This is a genomic window from Candidatus Krumholzibacteriia bacterium, assembly GCA_035268685.1.
In the GTDB taxonomy this organism is placed as follows: Bacteria; Krumholzibacteriota; Krumholzibacteriia; order JAJRXK01; family JAJRXK01; genus JAJRXK01.
Window position 1 is genome coordinate 1 of the sequence record DATFKK010000033.1, and the last position, 24,025, is coordinate 24,025.

Annotated in this window: 17 protein-coding genes and 1 pseudogene; 5 read left to right on the forward strand and 13 right to left on the reverse strand. The window is 68.2% G+C overall.

Features of this window, described 5'->3' with window-relative positions; translation table 11 throughout:
• From VKA86_03150 to VKA86_03160, 3 genes are all read left to right on the forward strand, one after another.
• Positions 1-402, forward strand: a 402-nt coding sequence (locus VKA86_03150; protein ID HKK70187.1) for a hypothetical protein, incomplete at its 5' end; no start/stop codon positions are given.
• Positions 403-416: 14 nt separating this feature from the next.
• Positions 417-1,193, forward strand: a complete 777-nt coding sequence (locus VKA86_03155; GenBank protein HKK70188.1) for a DUF547 domain-containing protein — start codon at positions 417-419, stop codon at positions 1,191-1,193.
• Positions 1,194-1,234: 41 nt separating this feature from the next.
• A complete protein-coding gene (locus VKA86_03160; protein ID HKK70189.1) occupies positions 1,235-1,777 on the forward strand; it encodes a DUF456 domain-containing protein in 543 nt (180 codons plus the stop codon).
• Positions 1,778-1,807: 30 nt separating this feature from the next.
• Here VKA86_03160 and VKA86_03165 read toward each other — a convergent pair whose 3' ends face one another.
• Together VKA86_03165 and VKA86_03170 are read right to left on the reverse strand one after the other, a co-directional pair.
• On the reverse strand, positions 1,808-2,263 hold the full coding sequence (locus VKA86_03165; protein HKK70190.1) for a hemerythrin domain-containing protein: 456 nt from the start codon (positions 2,261-2,263) through the stop codon (positions 1,808-1,810).
• Between the two features lie 124 nt (positions 2,264-2,387).
• Complete coding sequence (locus tag VKA86_03170) at positions 2,388-3,530, reverse strand: hypothetical protein (protein ID HKK70191.1); 1,143 nt, start codon at positions 3,528-3,530, stop codon at positions 2,388-2,390.
• Positions 3,531-3,633: 103 nt separating this feature from the next.
• Between VKA86_03170 and VKA86_03175 the strand changes: the two genes are divergently transcribed.
• The gene (locus VKA86_03175) at positions 3,634-4,083 is read left to right on the forward strand and encodes a Dps family protein (GenBank protein ID HKK70192.1); all 450 of its coding nucleotides are present in this window, start codon (positions 3,634-3,636) and stop codon (positions 4,081-4,083) included.
• 91 nt (positions 4,084-4,174) lie between these two features.
• Here VKA86_03175 and VKA86_03180 read toward each other — a convergent pair.
• The 10 genes and pseudogenes from VKA86_03180 to VKA86_03225 all read right to left on the reverse strand — a co-directional run bounded on the left by VKA86_03180 (position 4,175) and on the right by VKA86_03225 (position 22,005).
• Positions 4,175-4,927: pseudogene (locus VKA86_03180) on the reverse strand (alpha/beta fold hydrolase).
• Positions 4,928-5,015: 88 nt separating this feature from the next.
• Positions 5,016-6,899 (reverse strand): ATP-binding protein, encoded by a 1,884-nt coding sequence (locus VKA86_03185; protein HKK70193.1) that lies wholly within the window; start codon positions 6,897-6,899, stop codon positions 5,016-5,018.
• Positions 6,899-7,600, reverse strand: coding sequence for a response regulator (locus tag VKA86_03190; GenBank protein HKK70194.1), 702 nt, complete (start codon positions 7,598-7,600; stop codon positions 6,899-6,901). The genes VKA86_03185 and VKA86_03190 overlap by 1 nt, the downstream gene beginning before the upstream one ends.
• Positions 7,601-7,759: 159 nt before the next feature.
• Complete coding sequence (locus VKA86_03195; protein HKK70195.1) at positions 7,760-11,158, reverse strand: efflux RND transporter permease subunit; 3,399 nt, start codon at positions 11,156-11,158, stop codon at positions 7,760-7,762.
• Positions 11,155-14,376, reverse strand: a complete 3,222-nt coding sequence (locus VKA86_03200; protein ID HKK70196.1) for an efflux RND transporter permease subunit — start codon at positions 14,374-14,376, stop codon at positions 11,155-11,157. Before VKA86_03200 ends, VKA86_03195 begins: the two co-directional genes overlap by 4 nt.
• Positions 14,377-14,398: 22 nt before the next feature.
• Positions 14,399-15,715: an efflux RND transporter periplasmic adaptor subunit gene (locus VKA86_03205; protein HKK70197.1), complete on the reverse strand. Its 1,317-nt coding sequence runs from the start codon at positions 15,713-15,715 to the stop codon at positions 14,399-14,401.
• 94 nt (positions 15,716-15,809) lie between these two features.
• Entirely contained in the window at positions 15,810-17,138 is a 1,329-nt protein-coding gene (locus tag VKA86_03210) for a 6-bladed beta-propeller (GenBank protein HKK70198.1), read from the reverse strand.
• Between the two features lie 122 nt (positions 17,139-17,260).
• Positions 17,261-18,466: a hypothetical protein gene (locus VKA86_03215; GenBank protein ID HKK70199.1), complete on the reverse strand. Its 1,206-nt coding sequence runs from the start codon at positions 18,464-18,466 to the stop codon at positions 17,261-17,263.
• Positions 18,467-18,580: 114 nt separating this feature from the next.
• The gene (hflX, locus tag VKA86_03220) at positions 18,581-19,927 is read right to left on the reverse strand and encodes a GTPase HflX (protein HKK70200.1); all 1,347 of its coding nucleotides are present in this window, start codon (positions 19,925-19,927) and stop codon (positions 18,581-18,583) included.
• 125 nt (positions 19,928-20,052) lie between these two features.
• Entirely contained in the window at positions 20,053-22,005 is a 1,953-nt protein-coding gene (locus VKA86_03225; GenBank protein HKK70201.1) for an ABC-F family ATP-binding cassette domain-containing protein, read from the reverse strand.
• Positions 22,006-22,203: 198 nt separating this feature from the next.
• On the opposite strand from VKA86_03225, the gene VKA86_03230 reads away from it, so the two are divergent.
• Positions 22,204-22,941, forward strand: coding sequence for a DUF4332 domain-containing protein (locus VKA86_03230; protein ID HKK70202.1), 738 nt, complete (start codon positions 22,204-22,206; stop codon positions 22,939-22,941).
• 11 nt (positions 22,942-22,952) lie between these two features.
• On the opposite strand, the gene VKA86_03235 is transcribed toward VKA86_03230, so the two are convergent.
• Complete coding sequence (locus tag VKA86_03235) at positions 22,953-24,020, reverse strand: hypothetical protein (protein ID HKK70203.1); 1,068 nt, start codon at positions 24,018-24,020, stop codon at positions 22,953-22,955.
• Positions 24,021-24,025 lie beyond the last annotated feature (5 nt).

Consider the following 24,025-nt stretch of genomic DNA (forward strand, 5'->3'; position numbering starts at 1 on the left):
TGGGAGGACGCACCATCGTATCTGGGCCTGGCGGGGACACGGGAGGAGTCGGTGGCGTCGGCGCGCTCGTGGTGGCACCGGCTGGCCGAGTACCGCTCGCTCGACCGACTCTGCGCCTCGACGCAGGCGTTCGAGGACGTCGAGGTCGTGGTGAGCGACGACTACGGGATCGCCACCCAGTGGGCCACCCGGTGTCCCAGCTCGGTTCCCCGGCTCGTACTTCCCGGCGATCCGATCTTCGCCCGGGCGGAGTCGACGATTCCCGTGGGAGCGCTGGTGATCGCCGTCCGCCGTCCGCCGGAAGAACTGCTCGGCGAACAGTCGTGGGAACCGGCGGGCGAGGTCGAACATCCCATCACGGGCGAGCCGATCGTCCTGGCTCGCGTGACCGACCCCCCCTGACCCTGGAGTCCATCGTGCGTACCGCCCTCGTCGTCCTGTCCATCCTGTTCGCACCGTCGCTGGCGGCGGCCGAGGTCGCCGACGTCCACGACACCTGGAACGCGCTGGTCCAGCGCTATGTCGTCGACGAGCGCTGGGTCGACTACTCCGCCTGGCACGCCTCCGAAGAGGACCTGCAAACCCTGACCGAGGTCGTCGAGGCCTACGAGTCCGTCGACCCCTCCACACTCACGGACGACCAGAAGGTCGCCTTCTGGCTCAACGTCTACAACGCCGCGACCGTGGAGCTCGTACTCGAACACTACCCCGTGGACTCTATCAAGGACATCGGCGGACTCATCGGCTCGCCCTGGGGCATGGAGCGCGTGACCGTGGCGGGTGAGACCCTCACGCTCGACCAGATCCAGCACGACAAGCTGGACCCCGTGGCCCAGGACGCGCGGGTCCACTTCGCACTGAACTGCGCGTCGGTGGGCTGCCCGCCCCTGGCTCCGTTCGCCTTCACCGGCGACGCCATCGACGAGCAGCTCGACCGGGTGGCCCGCCGCGCGGTCACCGACCCCGAGTGGGTCGACCTCACCGGATGCACCGGGACCTACGGGGACGGGACGATCCGACTGACGAAGATCTTCGACTGGTACCGCGACGACTTCGGTGGCGACGAGGGCGTCCGCGAGTTCCTGGCCCGCTATCGTCCCGACGACGCCTTCCGCCTGCGGAACACCAGCTGTTCGCTAGACTTCTCGGGGTACGACTGGAACCTGAACGCGCCGCCCGCGTCTCGCTCCTGAGAGAGGCGAGTGGCCCGGTCCGAGCGCGGGAGTGCACAGCAGTGTGGGAATCGTTCGCGGGGTCGGCGGCCTCGGTCGGCGGATGGGTCGGCTACGGCACATGGGTCCTGCTGCTGTTCGTGTCGTGCTTCACCATTCTTCTGGGTCTGCCCGGGGGCTGGGTCGCGCTCGGCCTGGCCGTGGTCTACGACCTGTTCTTCGGCTTCCAGGCGATCGGCTGGACGTGGCTGCTGATCTTCGCCGGGCTGCTCACGCTGGGCGAAATCGTGGAGTCCTTCCTCGGCATGGTCTACGTGGCCAAGAAGGGCGCCACCCGCTACGGCATCATCGGCGGCTTCGTCGGGGGCCTCCTCGGCGCCGTGCTCGGCAGCGGAGTCGTGCCGGTGGTGGGAACGTTGCTGGGCACCTTCGTCGGGGCCTTCGCCGGAGCCGTCGCCGGGGAGTACCTGCGCGACCAGCAGCTGGAACCGTCGTTGCGCATCGGCTGGCACTCGACGGTCGGCCGGCTGCTGGCCACCACGGTGAAGTTCGCGCTGGCCGTGACGGGGAGCGTCCTGGCCCTGCGCGCGGCCGTTCCGGGCTGACCGTCGCGAGGACGACCGGGCCCGCGGGGATCAGTCCGACACTCCGCCTTCCAGCCAGAACACTTCCATGACCAGTTCGCGTTCGGCCTGCTCGTGACGGCCGAAGCGGGTCATCAGATCCACGAAGTCCTTCTTGAAGTCGTCGCAGCGAGGAAGGTCCTCGGTCAGGTCGGTGGCGAGTTCGCTCTCCAGACGGTCGAGGACCACACGGATCTCGCGGTGCTCGCGCTGGAGCATGTCGACCTTTGTCTTGTGGTGCGGTCGACGGTCGAGCACCTGCTGCATGTAGCCGCCCTCTTCCTCGAACTCGAAGTGGCGCTGCAGCGAAGCGCGGAAGTCCTCGAACACGCCGACGAAATCGCGGTGGCGTTCGGAGGAACGCTCCTCGCAGAAGGATTCGAATCGGTCCAGCAGGTCTTCCTGGAGGACACGAAGGGTCCGGTGTTCGTGGTGCATGCGCCGGCGAAGGTCATCGGTCACCGCCATCGTCTCACCTCTCTTCCGCTCTCGGGTCTCATTCCTGGCTGGATTGAACCACGGATACCGACGACCGGATATGGTGCCGATGCACCATGCCGGCCGGCTTGTGAGGTGTGGAACGGGCGAAGGGTCAGTGATCCAGGTCGTAGGCCTCGAGTTGCAACCGTCCGCGGTCGTCCCCGACCAGCAGGATCTGATCACGGAATCGCAATGCATCGGTGCACCAGAAGGGGACTTCGTCGGTCAGGATCGCCCACCGTCCGCCGTCGCGGCCGAGGAGCCAGCCGGTCGGAGCGCCGGGGACCAGGAGCAGGTCCTGGGCGGAGGCACCGACCCATCGTGGTGATCCCATGGTCCGGCCGGGCCCGTCCGGGCGGAGGATCGCACGCACCGGCGACGACGCGGACCATCCTTCCACGACACGATCGGTCGGCTCCGAACCGTCGCGCCAGATCACCGTGCCGGAATCGGCGATCGGCCCGGACATGGGGCAGCCCACGATCTTCCACAGCGCCGGCCCGATCCGGACCGGCGGCGTCCAGTCGCCGGTCGACCGGCGCTCGATCCGATGGACGTCGCGGAACCCCCGTGCGTCGATCGCGCGGAACACGACCCTCAGGCCGAAACGATCGGCATCCACGTACGGGCGGCAACAGCCGCATACACTCGCGAAGGCATTCCCGGTGAGGTCGGTCTCTGTGGTCGCGCCCTCCGACGTGACCGCGGCGTGGAACACGTGGGCCGGCTCCTCGAGATCCTCGGGCGCATCGCGGGCATCGAGCCACACGACGTGCAGAACGCCATCGTCGTCGAAGGTCGCATGGACGAAGGCGTGGGCGGCATGGCCCGGACCCCCGTCGACCCGCACCGGAGCGCCGAAGGTCCGGCCGCCGTCCGCGCTCCGGGTCGCCCACAGTCGGCCGTCCCGGTCGAACCAGGACACCGCCACCCGGCGATCGCCGTCGGTCGCCGCGGCGGGGCGTGCCTCGTCGATCCCCAGGATCCGCACCGAGCCCGGCTCCCGGTTCAACCTCCGGGCCGCCCCCATCGCCCCGTCGTCCTCGCGACGGGCGCACAGCAGGTCGTGGCCGCCGGCGACCGGGCGGGCCCACACGAATACCGCCGTATCTCCTTGCAGCGCTTCGATCTGAGGTTGTTCGTAGCCGACCCTGGGCGCCGGAATCCGACGCTCCTGACCCGCCGACGGCGAGACACTCCAGATCATAATGAATCCGAACAACATCGTGTTGCGAAGGAACGACGAGAAGGTCATGGATGCTTCCTCGGGCGGAGTGGCCGCTTCGGGGACCGTGACTAGACTACCCGACCGACATTCCCACGGTGCAATCCCCAAGCCCACGAAGGGACGTGAGACCATGGCTGCCGACAACGATCGCGCCACGGCCGATGCACTCTCCAAGCTCCTCGCCGACAGCTACACGGTGTACCTGAAGACCCACAACTTCCACTGGAACGTGACGGGTCCGATGTTCACCACGCTGCACAACACGTTCGAGGACCAGTACACCGAGCTCGCCGCGGCCGTGGACGAGATCGCCGAGCGCATCCGCGCGCTGGGCTACCCGGCCCCCGGCTCGTACAAGCAGTTCTCCGAGCTGGCCACCGTGAAGGATGCCGAGGGAATCCCCAAGGCCCAGGACATGATCCGTGAGCTGTCCGACGACCTCGACACGATCGTCGCCAGTTCCAAGGCCGTCCACGCCGCCGCCGAGGCGGCCGGAGACCAGGCCAGCGGGGACCTGGCCGTGCGGCGCATGGAGGTCTCGGAGAAGAACGCCTGGATGCTACGCAGCCACCTCGAGTAGGTGGGCGCGACATCCGGCCCCGGACGGTTCGCCGTCGGACGCCCCGGTCGACCACGGCCGGGCGTTCCCCTTCGCGGTGTCGCGACCGTCAGAGGTAGCGATGCACCCAGTCGGCCAGGATGTTCGACACGAACTCCGAGTCCGCCGGGTCGGTCAGGAGATGGTCGGCACCGTCGAGGCTCACGAAACTCTTCGGGTGCTTGGCGGCCTTGTAGATGTGTGCCGCGTTCTCGATCCCGACGGTCGCGTCGAGCGGACTGTGGAAGATCATCAGGGCGCGCTTCAGATCGGCCAGGGAACGGTCGAGCCGGTGCCGCTCGATGTCCTCGAGGAACTCCCGACGGATCCGGAAGGTGCGACCCGCCAATTGGACCTCGGCGGACCCTTCGCGCTCGATCTGCTCACGCAGCACGCCGAAGTGCTCGGCCACGTGCGCAGGGTCGCTGGGCGCACCGACGGTTGCCACCGCCCGCACCGAATCGATACGCGGTGCCACCGCGAGCACCGCGGCCCCACCCAGGCTGTGCCCGATCAGCAGCGACGGGGCCTGCTCGTGCTCGGCGAGCCAGTCGGCGGCGACGACCACGTCCTCGCAGTTGCTCGTGAAATCGGTGTGGGCGAACTCGCCCTCGCTGTGACCGAGCCCGGTGAAGTCGAAGCGGAGCACGGCGTATCCCTGCTCGGCCAGACCACGGCTGATGCGGCTGGCCGCGTGGATGTCCTTGCTGCAGGTGAAGCAGTGGGCGAAGAGTGCGGTGGCCCGCAGTTCGCCGTCGGGACGATCGAGGCGGCCGGCCAACTGGGCGCCCTGTGAACCGGGAAAATCGACGCGATCGGAAGGCATGGCATCACCGTTTCGACGGGAGGAACGACGGCAGGCGCGACGCCATCATACGGGGCGGACCCCGGGTCGTGACAAGACGCGAACGTGGTCAGAGACCGGGCCCCCGCGACTCCACCGGCTCGTCGTCGCGGACCATGTGACTCGGCGTCGGCGACACGCTGTCGTCGCCGCTGGAAGACAGCGGGATCTCGATCGTGAAGGTACTGCCGCGACCGACCTCGCTGTCGAGACCGATCGAACCGCCCAGACGTCGCACCACGTGCTTCACGATGGCCAGACCGAGGCCGGTGCCTCCGAGCTCACGGCTGCGGGCCTTGTCCACGCGGTAGAAGCGTTCGAAGATCCGCTCGTGGTGGGCGGGATCGATCCCCACACCGGTGTCCTCGATCTCGAGCCGCGCCTCGTCGTCGTCGTGGGACAGGCGCAGCGTGACGTGACCGTCGGCCGCTGTGTAGCGGATCGCGTTGCTGAGAAGGTTGTCGACGATCTGTCGGACCGACTCGGCGTCGGCAGCGACCCGGACGTCCTCGTCGACCAGGTCGAGGTGCAGGTGCAGGCCCTTCTGTTCGGCGGCCGGCCGCTGGGTCTCGACGCAGTCCAGCACCGCACGCCGCAGCTCGACCACACTCTCGGCGCCCGCGTCCAGCTCGCGCTCGAGCCGCGACAGACTGAGCAGATCGACCACCAGACTGTTCAGCCGATCGGCCTGCCGCTGCACCCGCGCCAGGAAGCGCCGCCGGATGGGCTCGGGCATCTCCTCGTCCTCGAGGATCGATTCCACCAGCCCCTTGATCGCCGCCAGCGGGGTCTTGAGCTCGTGGCTGACGTTGCTGACGAAGTCGCTGCGCACCTCTTCGAGCCGGCGGATCTCGGTGACGTCGTGCAACACGATCACCACGCCGATGATCTCGCCGTCGCGGTCGCGCAGGCCGGAACTCTGCAGCTCCAGGGTCACCGACGACATTCCCGTCTGCAGGTGGATCTCGCCCTGCTTTCCGTCGACGCCGTCGAAGGTCGACCGCACGGCCCGCTGCAGTTCCGGGATCTGCACCACCTCGGTCAGTCGCCGACCGATGGCGTCGGGAGGATCGATCCGGAACATGCGCCCGGCGGCTGCGTTGAGATGCACCACTTCCTCGCTCCGATCCACCGCGATCACGCCCTCGGTCATGGCCGAGAGGATCGCCAGGATCTTGTTGCGGTCGGCGGTGATGGTGTCGTTGTGCTCACGGATACGCGTCCGCATCGCCTCGAAGGCGCGGGCGAGCGTTCCGAATTCGTCGCGGGAGTGGACCTCGATCGAACGGTCCAGCTCGCCGCGGCTGATCGCACGGATGCTCGAGATGATCTCGCGCAGTGGGCGCGTGAAGCGCCGGGCGAGAACCCAGCCCAGCAGCAGCGCCAGGAGCGAAGCCGCGACCGCCGAGAGCACCGTGCTGTCCCGAATGGTCGCCAGACGACGGTCGACGGTGTCGAGCGGCAGGGCGCTCCGGCAGAAGCCCACCAGCTGGTCGCCGCGCGCGGGATCTCGGACCGCCACGGCGACATACATCATCTCGACGTCGAGCGTGTCGCTGCGACGGGTCGACTGTCCCACACCCCGACGCCTCGCCTCGATCACCTCGGGACGGTCGGCGTGGTTCTCCATGACCGTGGGATCCTCGTGCGAATCGGCGACGACGCGACCGTCGGCGAGCATGACCGTCAGGCGCGTCTCGTTCGGCGCGGTGAGGTCGCGCAGGCGATCGGCGATGGTCTGCAGATCCACGGCCTCGCCCGCGGCGGAACTGGCCAACGCCGGTCGCGTCCATTCGCGCAACACGGTCACGGCGGTCTTCAGGGACCGCTGCATCTCCTCGAGCGTCGACTCCTGGATCCGGCTGCCGACGAGACCGCCGGTGACGGTGATCGTGAGCAGGATGAGGGCGACGTATCCGAGGTAGAGCCGGCGCAGGAAGCTGGCTCGGAGCATCAAGCGTCCTCGATGTCGCGGAAGCGGTATCCCACCCCACGAACGGTGGAGATGTAGTCGGCGTCGTCACCCAGCTTCTTGCGGATGGCGCGCACGTGCACGTCGATGTTCCGCTCGAGGATGTAGGCGTCCTCGCCGATGGCTTCCTTCACCAGGCGCTGCCGCGAGAAGACCTTGCCGGGGTGCGAAGCCAGGAAGTGCAGCAGACGGAACTCGGTGGCCGTCAGGTCCACCAGCTCTCCGCTCCGGACGACCTCGTGCCGGCTGGGGTCGATGGTCAGCTCGCCGAACACGACACGGTGCGGTCCTTCGTCCTCCACCCTCACGTTCGCCCGACGCAACACGGCCCGAACCCGGGCCACGAGCTCCCGCGGACCGAAGGGCTTGGTCAGGTAGTCGTCGGCCCCGACCTCCAGGCCGAGCACCACGTCGCTCTCCTCGCCCTTGGCGGTGACCATGATCACCGGAATCCCCCGCGTGGCCGACTCGTACTTGAGGCGTCGGCACACCTCGAGGCCGTCCATTCCAGGTAGCATGAGGTCGAGCAGAACGAGATCGGGGTTCTCCTTGCGGACCAGGTTGAGCCCGTCCTCGCCGTTCTCCACGCCAGCGACCTCGTAGCCCTCGCGCCGCAGATTGTACTGGATGACCTCGAGGATGTCGGGTTCGTCCTCGATGGCGATGATCCGTTCACGGCTCATGGCACTGTCTCGTGGGTGTGAGGAATGCGACGGCGTCGGGTCCCGGCTCGTGCGAGCCGCGGTGCCGCTTCGGGGCACACCTGCCCGAAAAACTACACCAGACCGTGGGTTCCGCCGTCAAGATGGGGTGAAGGCGGGGTCAAGGGAGCCGGCACGGGATCACTCGGTCCCCGGAGAGGGCTCCGCGGCGGTGAGCGACCGCGCCCATCGCGCGCCCCGGCGCACGCTCCGCCCCACCCATTCCCGCAGCCGCCGGATCTGCCATCCGGTCCACACGAACCCGAAATAGAGCGGCGGCAGCGCGAGCAGGAGCAGGATCGTGCTCGAGACCAGCCCGCCGACCGAACTCAACGCCAGGTTCTCCCAGATGTCCTGGTTGCGGTCGTCCATCCACGACAGCTCGAAGGGCAGCTCGACACCGAACACCGTCCACGGGATCTCCTGGTAGCTGACCAGCAGCGGAATCAGGCCGACGATCGTGGTTCCGCTCGTGAGCAGGATCGAGCGCAGTCGGATCATCGTGGCCCGGGCGACGGCCCTCCGGAGCAGGGGACCGCGTTCCTCGGCGGACAGCAGGAACAGATCGCTCCCCCCGAGCTGCTTGCGCGTTCCGGGCAGGATGCCCGCGTCGGCCTCCGGGTCGCCGCCGAGCTTGGCGCGCAGCACCAGCGCCGCCTCGTGCCGGAACCGGCTCACGAGCAGGATCGCGTTGTTCACCACGATTCCGAAGAGCAGGATCAACCCGATCTGCGCCGACGAGTCGAAGGGCACCGTGCTCCAGGCGAAGATCAGGACCACGCCGATCCCGGCCATCGGTAGCGATGCGAGCACGAGGGTGGGCAGGGCGATACTCTCGAACAAGGCCGCCAGGACCATGAAGATGAACACGGCGGCCAGCACGATCGCCAGCTGCAGCTCCTCTTCCTCTTCTTCGGTGAAGAACTCACGGTTCGCCTCTTCGGCCGTGTAGCCGTAGGGCAGGCTCATGCTGTCGAGGATCGACTGGATGTAGGCACGTCGCATGCGGTCGGTGCCGATGTACTCCCAGTTCACGAACATCGAGTAGCGCTGGTTCTCGCGCGTGATCTCGTCGCTGAGGGGGACCGTCTCGAGTTCCACCAGATCACCGAGCCGAACCTGCTCGCCACTGGGCGTCTCGAGCACGTAGGCCGACACCTCGCTGAACTCGATCTCGTCGGCGCCCTCGTACGACAGCTGCATGCGTTCCTGTTCGCCGTCGACGATCATGCGCCAGGGGGTGTCGACCCCGAGCAGCCGCCGCACCTGCTGGACCACCTGCAACACGCTCAGCCCGTACTCGCCGAGCACGTCGCGTTTCAGACGGACCACCGTCTCCTCGTTGCTGGACCGCCCGAAGCGGGCGCTGCTGGTGATCCGCGCATTGCGCGCGCGTCGACTGCGCGAGGCCTTCTCCAGTGTTTCGCCAGCGATCTCGCGGAGAACCTTGCTGTTGTAGCCCGTGATCTTGATCAGGGAGTTCAGCGCCGATCCGCCGAAGCTCCCCTTGAAGTAGGGCTGGTCGGAGAAACCCCGGATGAACACGAAGGCACCGCCCGTGAGATCGGCGACCTCCACCAGGAGGTTCCGGTACAACAACGGCAGCGGCGAACGGATCTGTTCGTCGGTGAACTCGATGTTGACCGAACCCTGGTTGCCGAACACGTTCGTGCGCATGCGCACGCCGTCCTCGAGCGGCAACAAGGCCCGTTCGAATTTGAGGATGGTCTCGCTGGTGACCTGGACGTCCGTCCCGTCGGGCATGCGGACGAACACGAACAGGGTCTCCTCGCTGCCGAAGCCGAAGAAGCCACCCTTGATGACGTCCTCGTCGTAGACCTTCCACCCGTACCAGCCGAGGGCCACGAGCCCCACGATCATCAGCGGCCATATGAACTGGTTGAACGCCAGGATCCGCCGCGGCCAGCTCAGCTTCTCCGAGAGGTCCGGGAGGACGTGCACGATCCGCTGCAGCTGTCCGTCGTCGGACAGTTCGTTGGGCCCGTCGGGGCTGCGCCGGGCCAGCCGCGAGGCCCATGCCTGCTTCAACACCACCGGGATCCAGCCGAAGGCCACGAAGATCGACGCGAGCATGGCCAACGCCACGCTCACGGCCAGGGGCACGTAGTACAGCGCCAGACGACCGCTGAGGAAGATGAAGCTCAGGAAGGCCACGATCGTGGTCAGCGTCGTGGTGAGGATGGGAAAGACGACCTCGGTCGTGCCCTCGACCACGGTCTCGAACACCACCCGCAGCTTCGCCCGCCGCGACAGTCCTGCCTGGTTCGCCCGGTCGAGCGACTCGATCCGGCGGTGGATCGAATCGAGCACGAGAATGCTGTTGTCCAGCAAGAGCCCGAAGCAGATCGTCAGCCCACTGATGGTGATGAAGTTCACCGAAAGCTGCAGGAAGTAGAACAGGCTCAGACAGATCACGAGCGCGAAGAGGACCGAACCGATCACGATCGCCGTCAACACCACCTGCCGCAGCGAGATCGCCAGCAACAGGAACAACACCAGCAGGATGATGCCCGAGCGTACGAGCAACTCGGTGAGCTTGTCCTCGAGTTCCTGGCCCTGATCGGTCTCGACGCGGAGTGTGGCGTCGAAGGGAACGCTGGCCTCGAGATCCGGCAGGGCGTCGCGCAGATCGCGGCTCACCGCGATCGAGTTGCCACCGCTACGCTTCTCGACCCGGACCTGGACCACGCTCTTGGCGTTGCTGCGCGCGAAGTTCGTCGGGTCCTCGTGCCCGGCGACCACGTCACCCAGCATGTCCACGGTGAAGTTCACGTCGCCGCGACGGGCGACGATGGCGTTGCGCAGATCCTCGACGGACACCCGGTCGCGTAACGAGACCAGCTTCTCGGCGCCACCCTCGAACACGGCACCGGCCGAGGCGAGAAGGTCGAGGTCGTTGATCGATCCGAACACCTCGTCGCTCGTGATCCCGTAGAAGCGGAGCTTCTGGCGATCGAGCAGGATCTTCACCAGCGGAAGCGCTCCGCCCACGACGCGGGCGTCGGCCACGCCCTCGATCCCGAGCACCTGTGGAACGATCCACTGCTCGCTACGCTCGCGCAGTTCGTTCGGTCCGAGGTCGCTCTCGATACTGAAGATGAAGAAGCCCTCGGTCTCGAACTCCTCGGGCACGAAGGCAGTGATCTGCGGTTGTGTCGCGCCCAGCGGCAGGTTGCGGCGCACCGAGCCGAGCGCCTCGTTCAGTTCCAGCCGCGCGAAGTCGATCACCGCATCGCGGGTGAGTTCGATCTCCACGCGGCTTCGCCCGGCGCTGCTCGTCGACACCACGTTCTCGACGTCCTCGACACTGCGTGCCGCCTCCTCGATCGGAAGGGTGATGGACTGCTGGACGGCCTGCGGGGACGCACCGTTCCACACCGTGGTCACGGTGAGCGTGGGAAGATCGACCTCGGGCAACGCCTCGACCTCGATCCGCGGCAGGGCGTACAGAGCGAGCACCACGAAGGCTCCGAAGATCATCCAGGTGGTGACGGGGTGGTTCACGAAGAAGCGCGTCATCGACGATCCCCTTCGTGGGTCAGGCCCGCTGGGGGCTGCGTTGCGGTGCCACGGCTCGGTGCGTCGGGTTCGGGACCGGACGCCGGCCGGACCCGGATCCGGTGCGCGATACGGTAGAGCAACGGCGTGTACACCAGCGTGAGCAGCGTGGTCAGGGCGAGACCGCCGATGATGGTGATGGCCAACGGACGTTGCAGCTGTTCGCCACTGCCCAGACCGATCGCCATGGGCAGCATCGCCAGGATCGTGGTCACGCTGGTCATGAGGATGGGGCGGAAGCGCAGCCGACTCGCGGTGAGAATCGCCTCGAAGTCGGGCGTGCCCTCGGTCCGCAGCCGACGGATGGTATCGACCTTCACGATCGCGTCGTTGACCGCGATCCCCAGCAGGGCGAGAACCCCGATCAGCGACAGGATGTTCAGCGAGCCGTGCGTCAGCGAGATCGCGATGGCCGAACCGGCCAGGCCGATCGGGATCACCGCCGCGATCAGCAGGGGATCGACGAAGCTCTCGAACTGTGCGGCCAGGATCATGTAGACGAGGACGACGGCCAGGGCCATGGCCAGGGCCAGATCCCGGAAACTGCGCTGCATCTCGCGCCGCTCGCCGGTCTCGATCACGCGGATGTTCGGAGGAAGCTGCAGGCCCGCGATGGCGGCCTGCGCACTCTCCCACGCTTCGTCCAGACCGCCGGTGCTGACGTCGCCCGAGATCGTCACCATGCGGCGTTGGTCGTTGCGCACGAGTTCGCGGACCGGCCGCTCCTCCTGCAGGGCGACGAAGCTGCGCAGGGGAACCTTCTGCCCGCCGGGCAACGTGATGGGGGCACCCAGGGCCAGGTCCAGGTCGCGTCGCTCGTCGCGCTCGAAACGCACGGCGATGTCGATGCGCTGTTCGATCTCGTTGAAGGTCGTCGCCTCCACACCCACGATGCGGGCGCGCAGCTCGTCGGCCACGCGGTTCGGGTCCAGTCCGCTGCGCAGGACTTCGTCGCGGTCGATGCCGACCACCACGTTCGGCGTTCCCAGCACACGGTCGATCTGCAGGTCCGTCAGCTCGGGCACGGTGCGCAGTTCGCGCTCGATCCGCTCGGCGGCGCGCAGCGCGATCAACGGATCCTCGGCGATCACTCCCATGCGGAAGGCCGTCCCGCCCGCCGAGAGCAACTCGCCCAGGCCGATGCCCTCGTCGCGGAAGACCCACGTCGTCCCGGACAGCGTCTGCTCCAGACGCGCGGAGATCTCTTCCTGCAGACGCTGCCCTTCGGCCCGGGCATCGCGTTCCTGCTGCAGGATCACCCGGACACGGGCCGTGTGCGGGGCCGTGTAGTCCTGCAGGGCGGCCAGGGTGCGTTCGGTCGTTCCCACCTGCGAGAACACGTGCCGCACGGCCGGGTCGGCCTCGACCCAGGAGGCCAGCTCGGCCACCGTGGCCGTCGTCTCCTCGAGCGGAGTGCCCGCCGGAAGCTCGAGGTCGACCCGCATGTCCCCCTGTGAACGCTCGGGCAGGAAACTCCGGTCGAGTTCGGTCACCAGCCAGGCGGCAGCGGCCAGTCCCACGAACAACGCGACGAGCATCGTCGCGGGTCGTGCCAGCGCCCGCACGAGGACACCGTGGTAGGAACGATACAGAGCGTCGAAACCCGCACCCAGGGCCCGGAACACACCGCGCCGCACACCCGAGCGGATGGTCAGGATGCGCGCGGCCAGGACCGGCTGCAGGAGCAGGGCGGCGAACACCGAGACCGCCAACGAAAGGGTCACGGTCAGCGCCTGGTCGCGGAAGAAGGCCCCGGCGATCCCCGGTACGTAGACCACCGGGAAGAACACGGCGATCGTCGTGAGCGTGGCCGCCACGACCGGACGCGCCATCTCGCTCGCACCGCGCGCGGCGGCGTCGGCGACCATCCGCCTGTCGGCCGAGGGAGCCGCGGGACCGTCCGAACTCGGGGCGGAGCCACCGGCCTGCGCTCTCTTCTCGGCGATGTAGCGATTGATGTTCTCGATCACCACGATCGCGTTGTCCACGAGCATGCCCGCGGCCAGCGACAGACCACCCAGGCTCATGAGGTTCAGTTTGACGTCGCCGAAGTACAGCAGGCCCAGTGTGATCACGAGGCTCACGGGAATGCTGAAGACGCCCACCACGATCGGACTGCGCCAGTCGCTGAGGAACAGGAACAGCACGAGGATCGCGAGCAGGGCACCGAGCAGCAACGACTGCTGCAGGCCGGCGAAGGAGGCCCGGACGTAATCGGCGTCGCGGTAGACGAAATCGAAGTCCAGACCCGCGATGTCGCCGCGCACCACCTCGAGGGCGCGGTCGACCTCCTCGCTCACCGAGATCGTGTTCGCGTCGGGTTCCTTGTAGATCAGCAGCGACACGACCGCCGCTCCGCCCAGCAGGGTGGCGCCCTCGGGCTCCTTGATCGTGTCGAGCACGTCGGCCACGTCGCCGATCCGGATCGGCGAACGACCGGGGCGGACCACGTCGGTCTGACGGATCTGTTCGAGGGTCTCGAACTCGCCGTCGATCCGCAGGCTCAGGAACAGTGGACCCTGCCGGACCTTGCCGCCGGGGAAGTTCACGTTGCTGCGCTGCAGGGCAGCGGCGATGTCGGCCAGCTCGATGCCGTAGATCGCCAACTTCCGCGGGTCGGGGCGCACCAGGATCTCGCGGTCGACCCCGCCGACGAGCTCGGCCTGACTCACCCCGTCGACCTGCTCGAGCGCGGGCTTCACCACCTCGCGCGCGAACTCGGTCATGTCCTTCATGTCGCCCGCGCCGCGGAGCACGAGAATGCTGATGGGGCGCGAGGTCGGGTCCCAGCGCAGGATCACCGGCCGCTCGGCGTTCTCGGGGAAGTCGTCACGGAAAGCGACGCGATCGATGGCCTCGCGTAGGTTCAGGTTCGCGAAGTCCATCTGCGAACCCCATTCGTACTCGACGGTGATCGTCGACACGCCCTCCCGCGTGCGGCTCACGACGCCGCGCACGCCCGCGAGCGCGGTGATCACCTCCTCGAGTGGGCGGGTCACCAGACGCTCGAGGTCCTGGGCCGGGATGTCCTCGTAGGTCGTGATGACGGTCAGGCGCGGATAGGTGATCGACGGCAGCAGATCCACCGGTAAGCGACCGGCGCTGAGCACGCCGATCAGCACGAGCGCGGCGAAGAGCATCGACACCGCAATGGGACGTTGGATGGCGAGTCGGAGCATCAGGATTCCGTCCGGGCGGTGCTCAGCGAGAGGAGCCGGCGGTCTCGGCCATGAGCGTCGCCCACGGATCCTCGAGCTCGACCGTTCCGCGCACGCGGATCTTCGCGTCGTGGGTCAGCGTGAGGTGGTTGTCCACGACCACCAGGGTCCCCGGCTCGATCGCCCCGCCCTGCAGGACGCGCGCGATCTCCACCGCGTGATCGTTGCGGCGACCGATCTCCACGTACACCCACTTGGCCCGGTCGTCCTCGACCCGGAACACCAGTGGCCGGCCGTCGCGGGTGAGGATCGCTTCGCTGGGAACCACCAGGGTGTTCGGATGGATCGTCCCGGCGATCGAGGCCCGGACGAACATGCCCGGCTTGATCCGCCCGTCCTCGCTGCGCAGGCGCATCAGGACCGAACACGTGCGGCTCTCGGGATCGATCTCGGGGCTGATGACGTCGACCTCCGCCGGCACGGTCTCGTCGAGGGCAGGAATGGTCACCAGCACCGGCCGCCCCTCGTCCAGTCCCTTGAGATCGGCCTCCAACACCCCCACCTCGGCCTCGAGCTCCACGTCGTCGATCACGCGGCAGAGGGTCTGCCCCACCTGCACGCGCTCGCCCTGGGCCAGTTCGAGACCGCGGACCACGCCGTCGAAGGGAGCGCGCAGGACCGTGCGCTCGAGGTTCAGCTCCGCGCGCTGCTCGGCGGCCCGCGCGCTGGCCAGGCCGCTGCGGACCTCGAGCAGCTCCCGGCGGAAGGCGCCCCGTCGGACGGCGTCGACGCCGAGTTCGATCTCGCGCGTGCGGCGCTCCTGCTGGGTGATCTTCCCCTGGCGCTGCAGACGGTCGAGTTCGGCGAGCTGCTCGTCGAGTTCACCGCGCGCCTCGGGGGTGCTCCCGATGCCCTGCTCCTCGACGGCGATCTGCCCGAGGGCCTGCAGACGATTCGAGCGGGCCTCCTCGAGCGCGACCTGGTACTCGCGATCGTCGAGCGTGGCCAGGCGCTGCCCGCGGCGCACCCGCTGCCCCTCCTCGACGAGGACGCGGGTGATCCGGCCCGCGAGCTCGAACTTGATCTCGGCGGCGTGACGGGCGCGTACGGCCCCTTCGGCCACCACCGGCACCACGAGGTCGACACTCTCGGCCGGGCTGGCCGTCACCGTGACCGCTCGCTCGCGACGGCGGGGAGATTCCTCCTCGTCCTCGGTGGCAGTCGCCGTCGAGTCGGCCTCGGTTGTGGTTCGCCCGTCGGTTCCGGGATCGCCGCCGCCGCAGCCGACCAGGGATCCGGTGGTCAGCAGGAAGGCCAGGATCGCGAGCAGCGACGCGCGTGGTGTCGGGGCAGGGCGCATGGACGGCACTCCGGGTGGGCGCGAGGACGAGGGGGCGAAACGCGTCCGGCACGTTCGCCCCTTCGTCGGAATCGGGACTTCGGATCCGCTCCGCTCAGCGGGAATCGGCCGGACGATCGGGGATCCCGGCGGCGCGGTCGAGGTCCGAGGAACGATAGCAGATGATCGCCATCGGTTCGGCGTCCTCTTCGCCCTCGTCCATGGCCGCCCCGGCGCCACCGCCCTGCGCCGCCATGGCCGAGCTGATGAACTCGGTCACCACGAAGATCCGGTCGCCGACGAACATGATCCGGTCGTCCATGTTGTCGCACTGGCCGTTCAGCGTGGCACGGCGCACGAAGCGGCCGCGGGGATCGTAGACGTCGAAGGTGCCCAGCGACACGTCCCCGGCCTCCATCGACCCGCGCGAGGTCATCACCCACAGGCTGCCGTCGGGGCGGGTGTGGAGACCCTCGCGGTCGATCGCCGGATGGACGTCGTTCACCTCGAACTTCGTGTTCGGCGGGACCTGCCCCTGCGGCGTGAAGCCGCGATAGATCTCGAGCAACTCGTCGATTTCTTCCTGCGTGCGCTCGTGGACCGCGTACTCGCGCGTGATCACGCGCTGGAGCGTGCCATCGGGGTTCCAGGCCAGGATCCGGTAATCGGTGAGGTCGTCCGGCGCGTAGATCATGCCGTCGGCGGAGACGGCCACGCGCTGGCTGAAGTTGTCGAAGCTCGTCTCGCTCACCACGGGGTTCTTGAAGTCCATGCCCCCCACGTGGTTGTGGAGACGTTCGACCTCCGCCCCGCTCGTGGGGTCGAAGATCGACAGCCAGGTGGTGGCCACGAACTCCTGCGACTCCTGGTCGAACTCGCGGAACGAGTAGGTCACGGCCAGGTTCTCACCGGCCTCGTGGATCGCCTGCACCATCATGAATCCCGCGCCCTCGGGCGTCTCCAGCTCGAAGTCGGCGCCGGGCGTGCCGTCGGGCTTCAGCGTGACGATGCGCGCCGGGAAGGCCTGCACCACCGCCAGATCACCACTCGGCAGCCAGAACAGGTTGGTTCCGCCGCGGAACTCTCCGGGACCTTCGCCCTCGCGGCCGATGGTGTTCAGGTAGTTCCCCTGCGCGTCGTAGATCTTCACTTCGTGCAGCTGCGCGTCGAGCACGTACAGGTTGCCCTGCTCGCCGACGGCGATGTCGGTGATGATGCCGAAGAACTCGTCGTCGCCCCCGTCCCATCCGCCCAGGCGGAAGACCTCTTCCATTTCGATGGTCATGGCGGGGTCGATGGCCTCGGCCGGATTGTGGACCTGGACGACGCCGTCGACGGTTTCCTGTCGGCCCTTCCAGTCGGCGGCGGTGGACAGGGTCGGGACCAGGCAGAAGACGGCGAGCGCCAGGCCGGACAGCAGGATCGGGCGCGAGAGAGCATTCATGGGAGCGGACTCCTGTGTGGGCGGAAACGCCGCGGGAGCGTGCCGCGGCGGGGACGGGTCCGGAATCCCCTCCGGGCCCGGGTGCAGTCTACGACCTCGGCCCTGCGTCGGTTGCACGCGTTTCAGATGCGGTACCGGGCGATCGCGAGAGGGTCGGCTTCCTCGTCGTCCTCTTCCTGCTCCACCGCATCGCCCATGATCATCATCCCCCCGCCACGAGCGCCCACGAGGTCCTCGAACACGACCAGTGCATCGCCCTGCAGCGTCATACGGTCGGTCGCACGATCGTAGGGCGCCCGCAGCTCGACCTGGCGCACGAAACGGCCCTGGCGGTCGAAGACGTCGAAGACCCCCACGACCTCGGGGTCCTCGATCGCCAGGCCCTCGCCCGGCAACACCCAGAGCTCGCCGTCCGGCCGCGCGAACACGTCGACGATCGCCGGTTCGAGGGTGTCGACGGTGTCCGGGTCGAAGGACCCGCCGGTGCGCTCGGCCATGGCCCGCCGCTGGGCCATGTCGCGCTCGACGTCCTCTTCCTGCCGGGGCACCCGCTCGAAGGCACGGCGGATGGTCCGGACGTGCTCGCCCCGGGCGTCGCGCACCTCGATCGCGTAGTCGTCGGGGTCGCGCACGGCGTAGAGGGTTCCGTCGGCAGCGAGCGCCCAGTCACCGACGAAGTCGGGACTGCCGATGGTGATGACCACGTCGCCCCCGCTGCCCAGGCGGTCGCGCTCTTCGGAGTGGATCAGGTAGTCGACGACGAACTCCCCGGTGGCCGGATCGACGGCCCGCAGCGCGTTCTCGCTGACCTGGGTCGTCTCGCGGATGGTCGTCGACGCGGTCTGCACCACCACCCGATCGCCGGCAGCGGTGGCCGCGATCGCGAAGTGGAAGCCCTCGTTGCCCACGAGGCTCACGTCTCCGGCCGGCGTGCCGGCGGCGTCGTAGGTGATCAGCTTCGGCGGGCGCATGTTCAGCACACCCACACGGCCACCCGGGAGCATCATGATGCCCCGCCCCTGGTCCATCTCGCCCGGGCCCTCGCCCGCCCGCCCGAAGGTGGCGACCACCCGACCGTCGGGGTCGATGGCGGTGATCTCGGACAGTTGCTCGTCGAGCAGATAGGTGGTGCCGTCGCCGGCCACGGCGGCGGAGCCGACGATTCCGAACAGGAAGTCCTCGTCGTAGCCGCCCACCCGCCAGAGTTCGGTGGCGTCGCGCGCGGTGCGGCCGGCGGGGGGCGTCGAGGGGTTGTCGACGACAGGCGGCTGGGCGTGGGCGACGGTCGCGATCAGGGCGACGGCCGCCAGGGCGGAGCGCAGTTCCACGGGATCGGATCCTCCGGGGCACGAGGAAGCGGCGGGGCCGCTAATTTTCTGGCACGTGGTGTACACGCAGATCCTGCGCCCGATGTTCCAGGAAATCCCTGGGCGGCACCACCCTCACCCGCGGCTGCGCACCTCGACCACGGTCAGGCCGTCGAGCTTGCCCACCCGGCCGTAGTTCTCGCGGTCGACGCGCAGGGTGACGATGGCCGCGCCGTTCTCGTAGACCACGTCCTGGACGTCGCTGATCTCGTACAACCGTGACAGCGTCCGACCGTTGCTGCTCGGCACGCGCACGATCATGTGGCGCTCCTCGCGGCGCAACCGCGCGGTCATCTCCTCGAGCAGGTCGTCGAGGCCGTCGCCACTGCGCGCGCTCGTGAACACCGCGTGCGGGTAGAGGCGGGCCAGGTGGTCGCGCACCGGGGTGTCGATGGTGTCGGCCTTGTTGAACACCAGCCAGCGCTCCTGCTCCTCGTCGAGGTCGAGGGAGTCGAGCACCTCGTCCACGGCCTCGATCCGGCCCTCGAGATCGTCGTCACCGGCGTCGACCACGTGCAGCAGCAGGTTCGCCTCGGCCACCTCGCTGAGCGTGGACTTGAAGCTGTCGACGAGATGGTGCGGCAGGTTGCGCACGAAGCCGACGGTGTCGGTGAGCAGGAAGGCGTGCTGGTCGGGTGTCTCGACACGACGCGTGGTGGCGTCGAGCGTGGCGAAGAGTTCGTCGCGCACGTAGACCCCGGCCTCGGTCAGCCGGTTCATCAGCGAACTCTTGCCGGCGTTCGTGTAGCCGGCCAGGGCCACGCGGAAGGCGCTGCCTCGCTTCTTGTGCTGCGTGCGCATCTGCTGCTCGATGCGCCGCAGGTCGCGCTTCATCTGCGTGATGCGATTGCGGATGATGCGGCGGTCGGTCTCGATCTGGGTCTCGCCCGGGCCGCGCGTGCCGATACCACCGGCCTGCCGCTCGAGATGCTTCCACATCTTCGCCAGGCGCGGCAGCAGGTACTCGTACTGGGCCAGGCTCACCTGCAGGCGCGACTGCCGAGTGCGGGCGTGGCGGGCGAAGATGTCGAGGATCAGCTCGGTGCGGTCGATGGTCTTCACGCCGAGGTGCTTCTCGAGGTTGCGTCCCTGGGCCGGGGTGAGGTCGTTGTCCACCACCACCAGGTTCGCCTCGAGGGTCTCGACCATGTCCTTCAGCTGGTCGGCCTTGCCCTTGCCGATCAGACTGCGCGCGTCGGCGGCGTTGCGCCGTTGCTCCATGCGGCCGACGACGTCGGCGCCGGCCGTCTCGGCCAGGCGCTGCAACTCGTCGAGGTCGGCCAGGTGCTGCGTACCACCGGGGCGGGTGGCGATCAGGTGGACGCCCACGAGCAGTGCGCGCTCGGTGACGGCTTCTTCGCGAGGACGATAGAAGCCGTGCTCGTCGCGCTTCTCGTGTCTGGATTGCTTCCGGGTCTCCAAGGAACTCCTGCGGTTGCGGTTCGGGTCGAGCGGTCTTGCCGACAGTCTAACACCGGACGCTGGACCAGGCCCCCGGGTCGACCCCCATCGGCGACGGCCCGGGGCCGTGTCGCCGAGCGCAGCGCCTAACCCCGCTCGCGCTCCATCACGGCGTTGAGCTCCTCCCAGCGGGCCATCTTCTGCTCGAGTTCGTGCTGCTGCTCCTGCACGCGTGCGGCCGCCCGTGCCATGTCGTCGCCGGCGAGCGCCCCACTGCTCATCTCCTCGCCCGCGAGGTCGATCGAAGTCTCGAGCAGCCCGACCTCCTCTTCGAGGTCGGCGATCTCGCGGCGGATCCTCTTCAGTTCGTTCTTCGACAGTTGACGCTTGGTACGCGCACCGACCTCGACCTGGGCGGGCGCGACGGCCACCGCGGGTGCCGCCTCGGGCGGCCGTGGGGCCGAAGTGGCTCCCGCCTCACGTTCGCTCTGCAACCGGTACCGGTAGTCGTCGTAGTTGCCCAGGAACTGGCGCACGCCGCCGGTGCCTCCGCCGGCCACGCTCTGGAATGCCCAGATCCGGTTGCAGATGCGGTTGAGGAAGTAGCGGTCGTGGCTGACCACGATCAGCGTGCCCGGGTAGCCCACCAGGGCTTCCTCGAGAGCTTCGCGCGTGTCGGTGTCGAGATGGTTGGTCGGCTCGTCGAGCAGCAGCGTGTTGTGGCGCTCGAGGATCAGCTTCAGCAGCGACAGCCGCGCGCGCTCGCCGCCGCTGAGCGTGCGGACCTCCTGCTCGATCATGTCGCCGGAGAAGGCGAAGGCCCCGAGCATGCTCCGCACGTCGCCCTCGGACATCAGCGGATCCATCTGGTGGATCTCTCGGAGCACGGTGTTGGAATCGCTGACGAGCCGGAGATCCTGGTCGTAGTAACCCAGATCCACGTTCGAACCGAAGACCAGCCGGCCGGCGCTCGGCGTGGTCTCGCGCGTCAGGACACGCAACAGTGAGGTCTTGCCGGTTCCGTTGGGGCCGAGGATCCCGACCTTCTCGCCACGCAGGACCTGCAGGTCGAGCTGCTCGAACAGGCTGAGCTCGCCGAAGCGCAGGGCGAGATCGTGGGCTTCGAGCACCACCGCGCCGCTCTCGCGCGCGGGCTCGATCCGCATGCGCAGTTTGCGTCCCTCGTTGGGTGGCGCCTCCATGCGCTCGAGCCGAGCCAACTGCTTGCGCCGGCTCTTGGCCTGGTTGGTGCGCTGACCGGCGATGTTCTTGCGGATGTAGGCCTCGGTCTTCGCGATGCGCTGTTGCTGGCGCTCGTACTGTTCTTCCCACTGCTCCTTCTGCTCGGCCCAGGCTCGCGTGAACTTCGTGTAGGCGCCCTGGAACCGATGGAGCTTTCCGTTGACCAGGTGCAACGTGGACTCGGTGGCGTTGTCGAGGAAGGCGCGGTCGTGGCTGATGGCGATCATCGCACCGCGGCGGTCGCGCAGGTGCGCCTCGAGCCACTCGCGGGCCTCGAGATCGAGGTGATTGGTCGGCTCGTCGACGAGAATGATGTCGAAGGGGGCGAGCAGCAGTGCCGCGAGCGCGGCGCGGCGCTTCTGCCCACCGCTCAGTTGCGAGACCGGCTGGTCGAGGCGATCGGGCGCGAAGCCCAGTCCCTGCAGCGCGGCGTTCACGCGCGACTCCATTGTGTAGCCGTCGCTGCGCTCGAACTCCTCGTGCAACCGACCGTACTCCTCGATCAACGCGGGGTCGTCCTCGCCCGCCCCCATGCGCTCCGACAGGCGGGAGAGCTCCGCCTCGATCGCGAGGAGTTCGCCGAAGGCCTCCTCCCGGACCGCCTCGCGCAGGGGCCGATCCGAGTCGAGCCGCGTGTCCTGCTCGAGGGTGCCCACCCGCACGCGCCCGCTGCGCTCGATCCGTCCGCGCTTCGGTTCGATTTCGCCGTGGATCAGGCGCAGCAGCGTGGACTTGCCCGCGCCGTTCACCCCGACCAGGCCGTACCGTTCGCCCGGGTGTACGGTCAGGTTCACGCCGTCGAGCACGGTGTGGCCGGCGTAGTCGAATTCCAGCGATTGCAGGGTCAGGAGGCTCAAGGCCGGGTCTCCGGGTCGGCGTGGGGGATGGAGCGACACGATACGCGAGGGCGCTGCGAGGACCAGGCGGACCGCCGCGGCGATCCCATTCCCGATTCCGGAACGATCGATGCAAGCAGCGTGGCCGACCCGATCGGCTCCCCGGGTCCCCGGCGGCGAACGAGACCGCCCGGCCCGTCCCAGGAACCGAGGATCGCCATGCCGAAGACTCCGGCCGGTGCCGATGCGGCGACCGAGCAGACCCTGTCGACCCTGCGCAGCCAGGTGGCACGCCTCCGCCGGGAGCGCGACGACCACGCCCGAGAGCTCGACACCCTGCGGGAGAGGAACCGGGCGCTCCAGAAGTCGCTCGACGAGACGGTCGATCGGCTGCTCGAACTGGAGCGCCGGCGCGCCCGGGAACGCAACGACGACGGCACCAGCCACGCGACTCCGCGGGACCCGGCCGTCGCGCGCGAACAGGCGCGCGAGAGTCGCGATCTGCCCGCCCAGGCCTCCGGACCGCTGCGGATCTTCGACCCCGCCGCGCCCCCCGACGAGGATCCTGGCTTCGAGAAGCCCCTGACCGAGATCGTCGGCATTCCGAACGACATCACCGAGCGCCTGGCGCTCGTCGGTGTCCGCACGAACCTCGACCTGCTCCGCAAGGCCGGCCTGGCCCGTCACCGCAGGTCGCTGGCCACGAGCATGCGCATGGAAGGGCACGCACTCGCGCAGATTGTCCACCAGGCCGACCTTGCCCGTATTGGTTTACGATCTCATGACTTGCGGATTCTAGCCGCCACCGGCATCGGCGACCTCCGCGATCTGGCGGGAGCCAGCAGCCTCGACCTGCTCGCCGGGATCCGGGCCCAGGGCGGCGACACCATCGATGCCGCCACCGTGGACCGGTGGATCGAGCGCGCGCGCAGCCTGACCTGGATGGTCGACGAGTAGCGCCCGGAAGCTTATTCCTTCCAACGAGTCACGAAGACGTTCGTCTCGCCGCGCTTCGAATTGTGCCGGTTCGACGCGAAGACGAACGTCTCACCGTCGGGTGCGAACATCGGGAAGCCGTCGAATCCGGGCGAGTTCGTGACCCGCTCGAGGCCGGTGCCGTCGACGTTCACGACGAACAGGTCGAACTCGCGTCCCCTCTCCGGATAGTTCGTGCTGAACACGATCTTCTCGCCCGAAGGATGGAAGAAGGGCGCGAACGCGGCCGAGTCGAGGTCGGTGACCTGCCGCTCGTCGGTTCCGTCGGCGTTCATGACGTAGACCTCGAGTCGGCTCGGCCGGATCAGGTTCTGCTCGAGCAGGCGCTGGTAGTCGGCGATCTCCTCGTCGGTCTCGGGACGATGCGCCCGGTAGACGATCTTCGTCCCGTCCGCCGAGTAGAACGGCCCCCCGTCGTAGCCGAGGTCGTCGGTGAGCCGACGGACGTCGCTGCCATCGAGGTTCATGCTGTAGATGTCGAGGTCGCCGTCGCGGACCGAGGTGAACACGATCCGGTCACCCATCGGCGACACGGTCGCCTCTGCGTCGTAGCCCCACTCGGTGGTCAGGGGCTGCGGATCGCTGCCATCGGCGTTGGCGACGAACACGTCGAATTCGGGATGCAGGCCCCAGACATAGCCCCGGGACATGTCGGGCGGCTCGGGACAGTCCGGGTCGTGGTGATGGGTCGAGCTGTAGACGATCCGGTCGTCGCCCGGCAGGAAATAGGCGCAGGTCGTCCGGCCCTTGCCCGTCGAGACCAGTTGCATGTCCGAACCGTCGACACCGATCGTGAAGATCTGGTCGCACTCCCACTCTCCGTGGGTCGACTGGAAGATCAGCTGCTCGCTGTCGAACGAGAAGTAGGCCTCCGCATTCTCGCCGCCGTCGGTGAGCTGCGTCAGCGTCGAGAAGAACGTCTCGCCCTCGGCCGGGGCATGCTCGCGAGGTAGCTCGGCGACGGTGCCGTGGTCGTCGGCGAGCGTGGGTGCGGCCAACACCATGGCCAGCAAGCCGGCCAGACGGAACGTCGTGGTCATGACTT

Excerpts from the sequence above, each read along its gene's own strand:
- VKA86_03165 (HKK70190.1), bottom strand. The coding sequence starts at position 2,263 with ATGGCGGTGACCGATGACCTTCGCCGGCGCATGCACCACGAACACCGG.
- VKA86_03170 (HKK70191.1), bottom strand. The coding sequence starts at position 3,530 with ATGACCTTCTCGTCGTTCCTTCGCAACACGATGTTGTTCGGATTCATT.
- VKA86_03175 (HKK70192.1), top strand. The coding sequence starts at position 3,634 with ATGGCTGCCGACAACGATCGCGCCACGGCCGATGCACTCTCCAAGCTC.
- VKA86_03185 (HKK70193.1), bottom strand. The coding sequence starts at position 6,899 with ATGCTCCGAGCCAGCTTCCTGCGCCGGCTCTACCTCGGATACGTCGCC.
- VKA86_03190 (HKK70194.1), bottom strand. The coding sequence starts at position 7,600 with ATGAGCCGTGAACGGATCATCGCCATCGAGGACGAACCCGACATCCTC.
- VKA86_03195 (HKK70195.1), bottom strand. The coding sequence starts at position 11,158 with ATGACGCGCTTCTTCGTGAACCACCCCGTCACCACCTGGATGATCTTC.
- VKA86_03200 (HKK70196.1), bottom strand. The coding sequence starts at position 14,376 with ATGCTCCGACTCGCCATCCAACGTCCCATTGCGGTGTCGATGCTCTTC.
- VKA86_03205 (HKK70197.1), bottom strand. The coding sequence starts at position 15,715 with ATGCGCCCTGCCCCGACACCACGCGCGTCGCTGCTCGCGATCCTGGCC.
- VKA86_03210 (HKK70198.1), bottom strand. The coding sequence starts at position 17,138 with ATGAATGCTCTCTCGCGCCCGATCCTGCTGTCCGGCCTGGCGCTCGCC.
- VKA86_03230 (HKK70202.1), top strand. The coding sequence starts at position 22,204 with ATGCCGAAGACTCCGGCCGGTGCCGATGCGGCGACCGAGCAGACCCTG.
- VKA86_03235 (HKK70203.1), bottom strand. The coding sequence starts at position 24,020 with ATGACCACGACGTTCCGTCTGGCCGGCTTGCTGGCCATGGTGTTGGCC.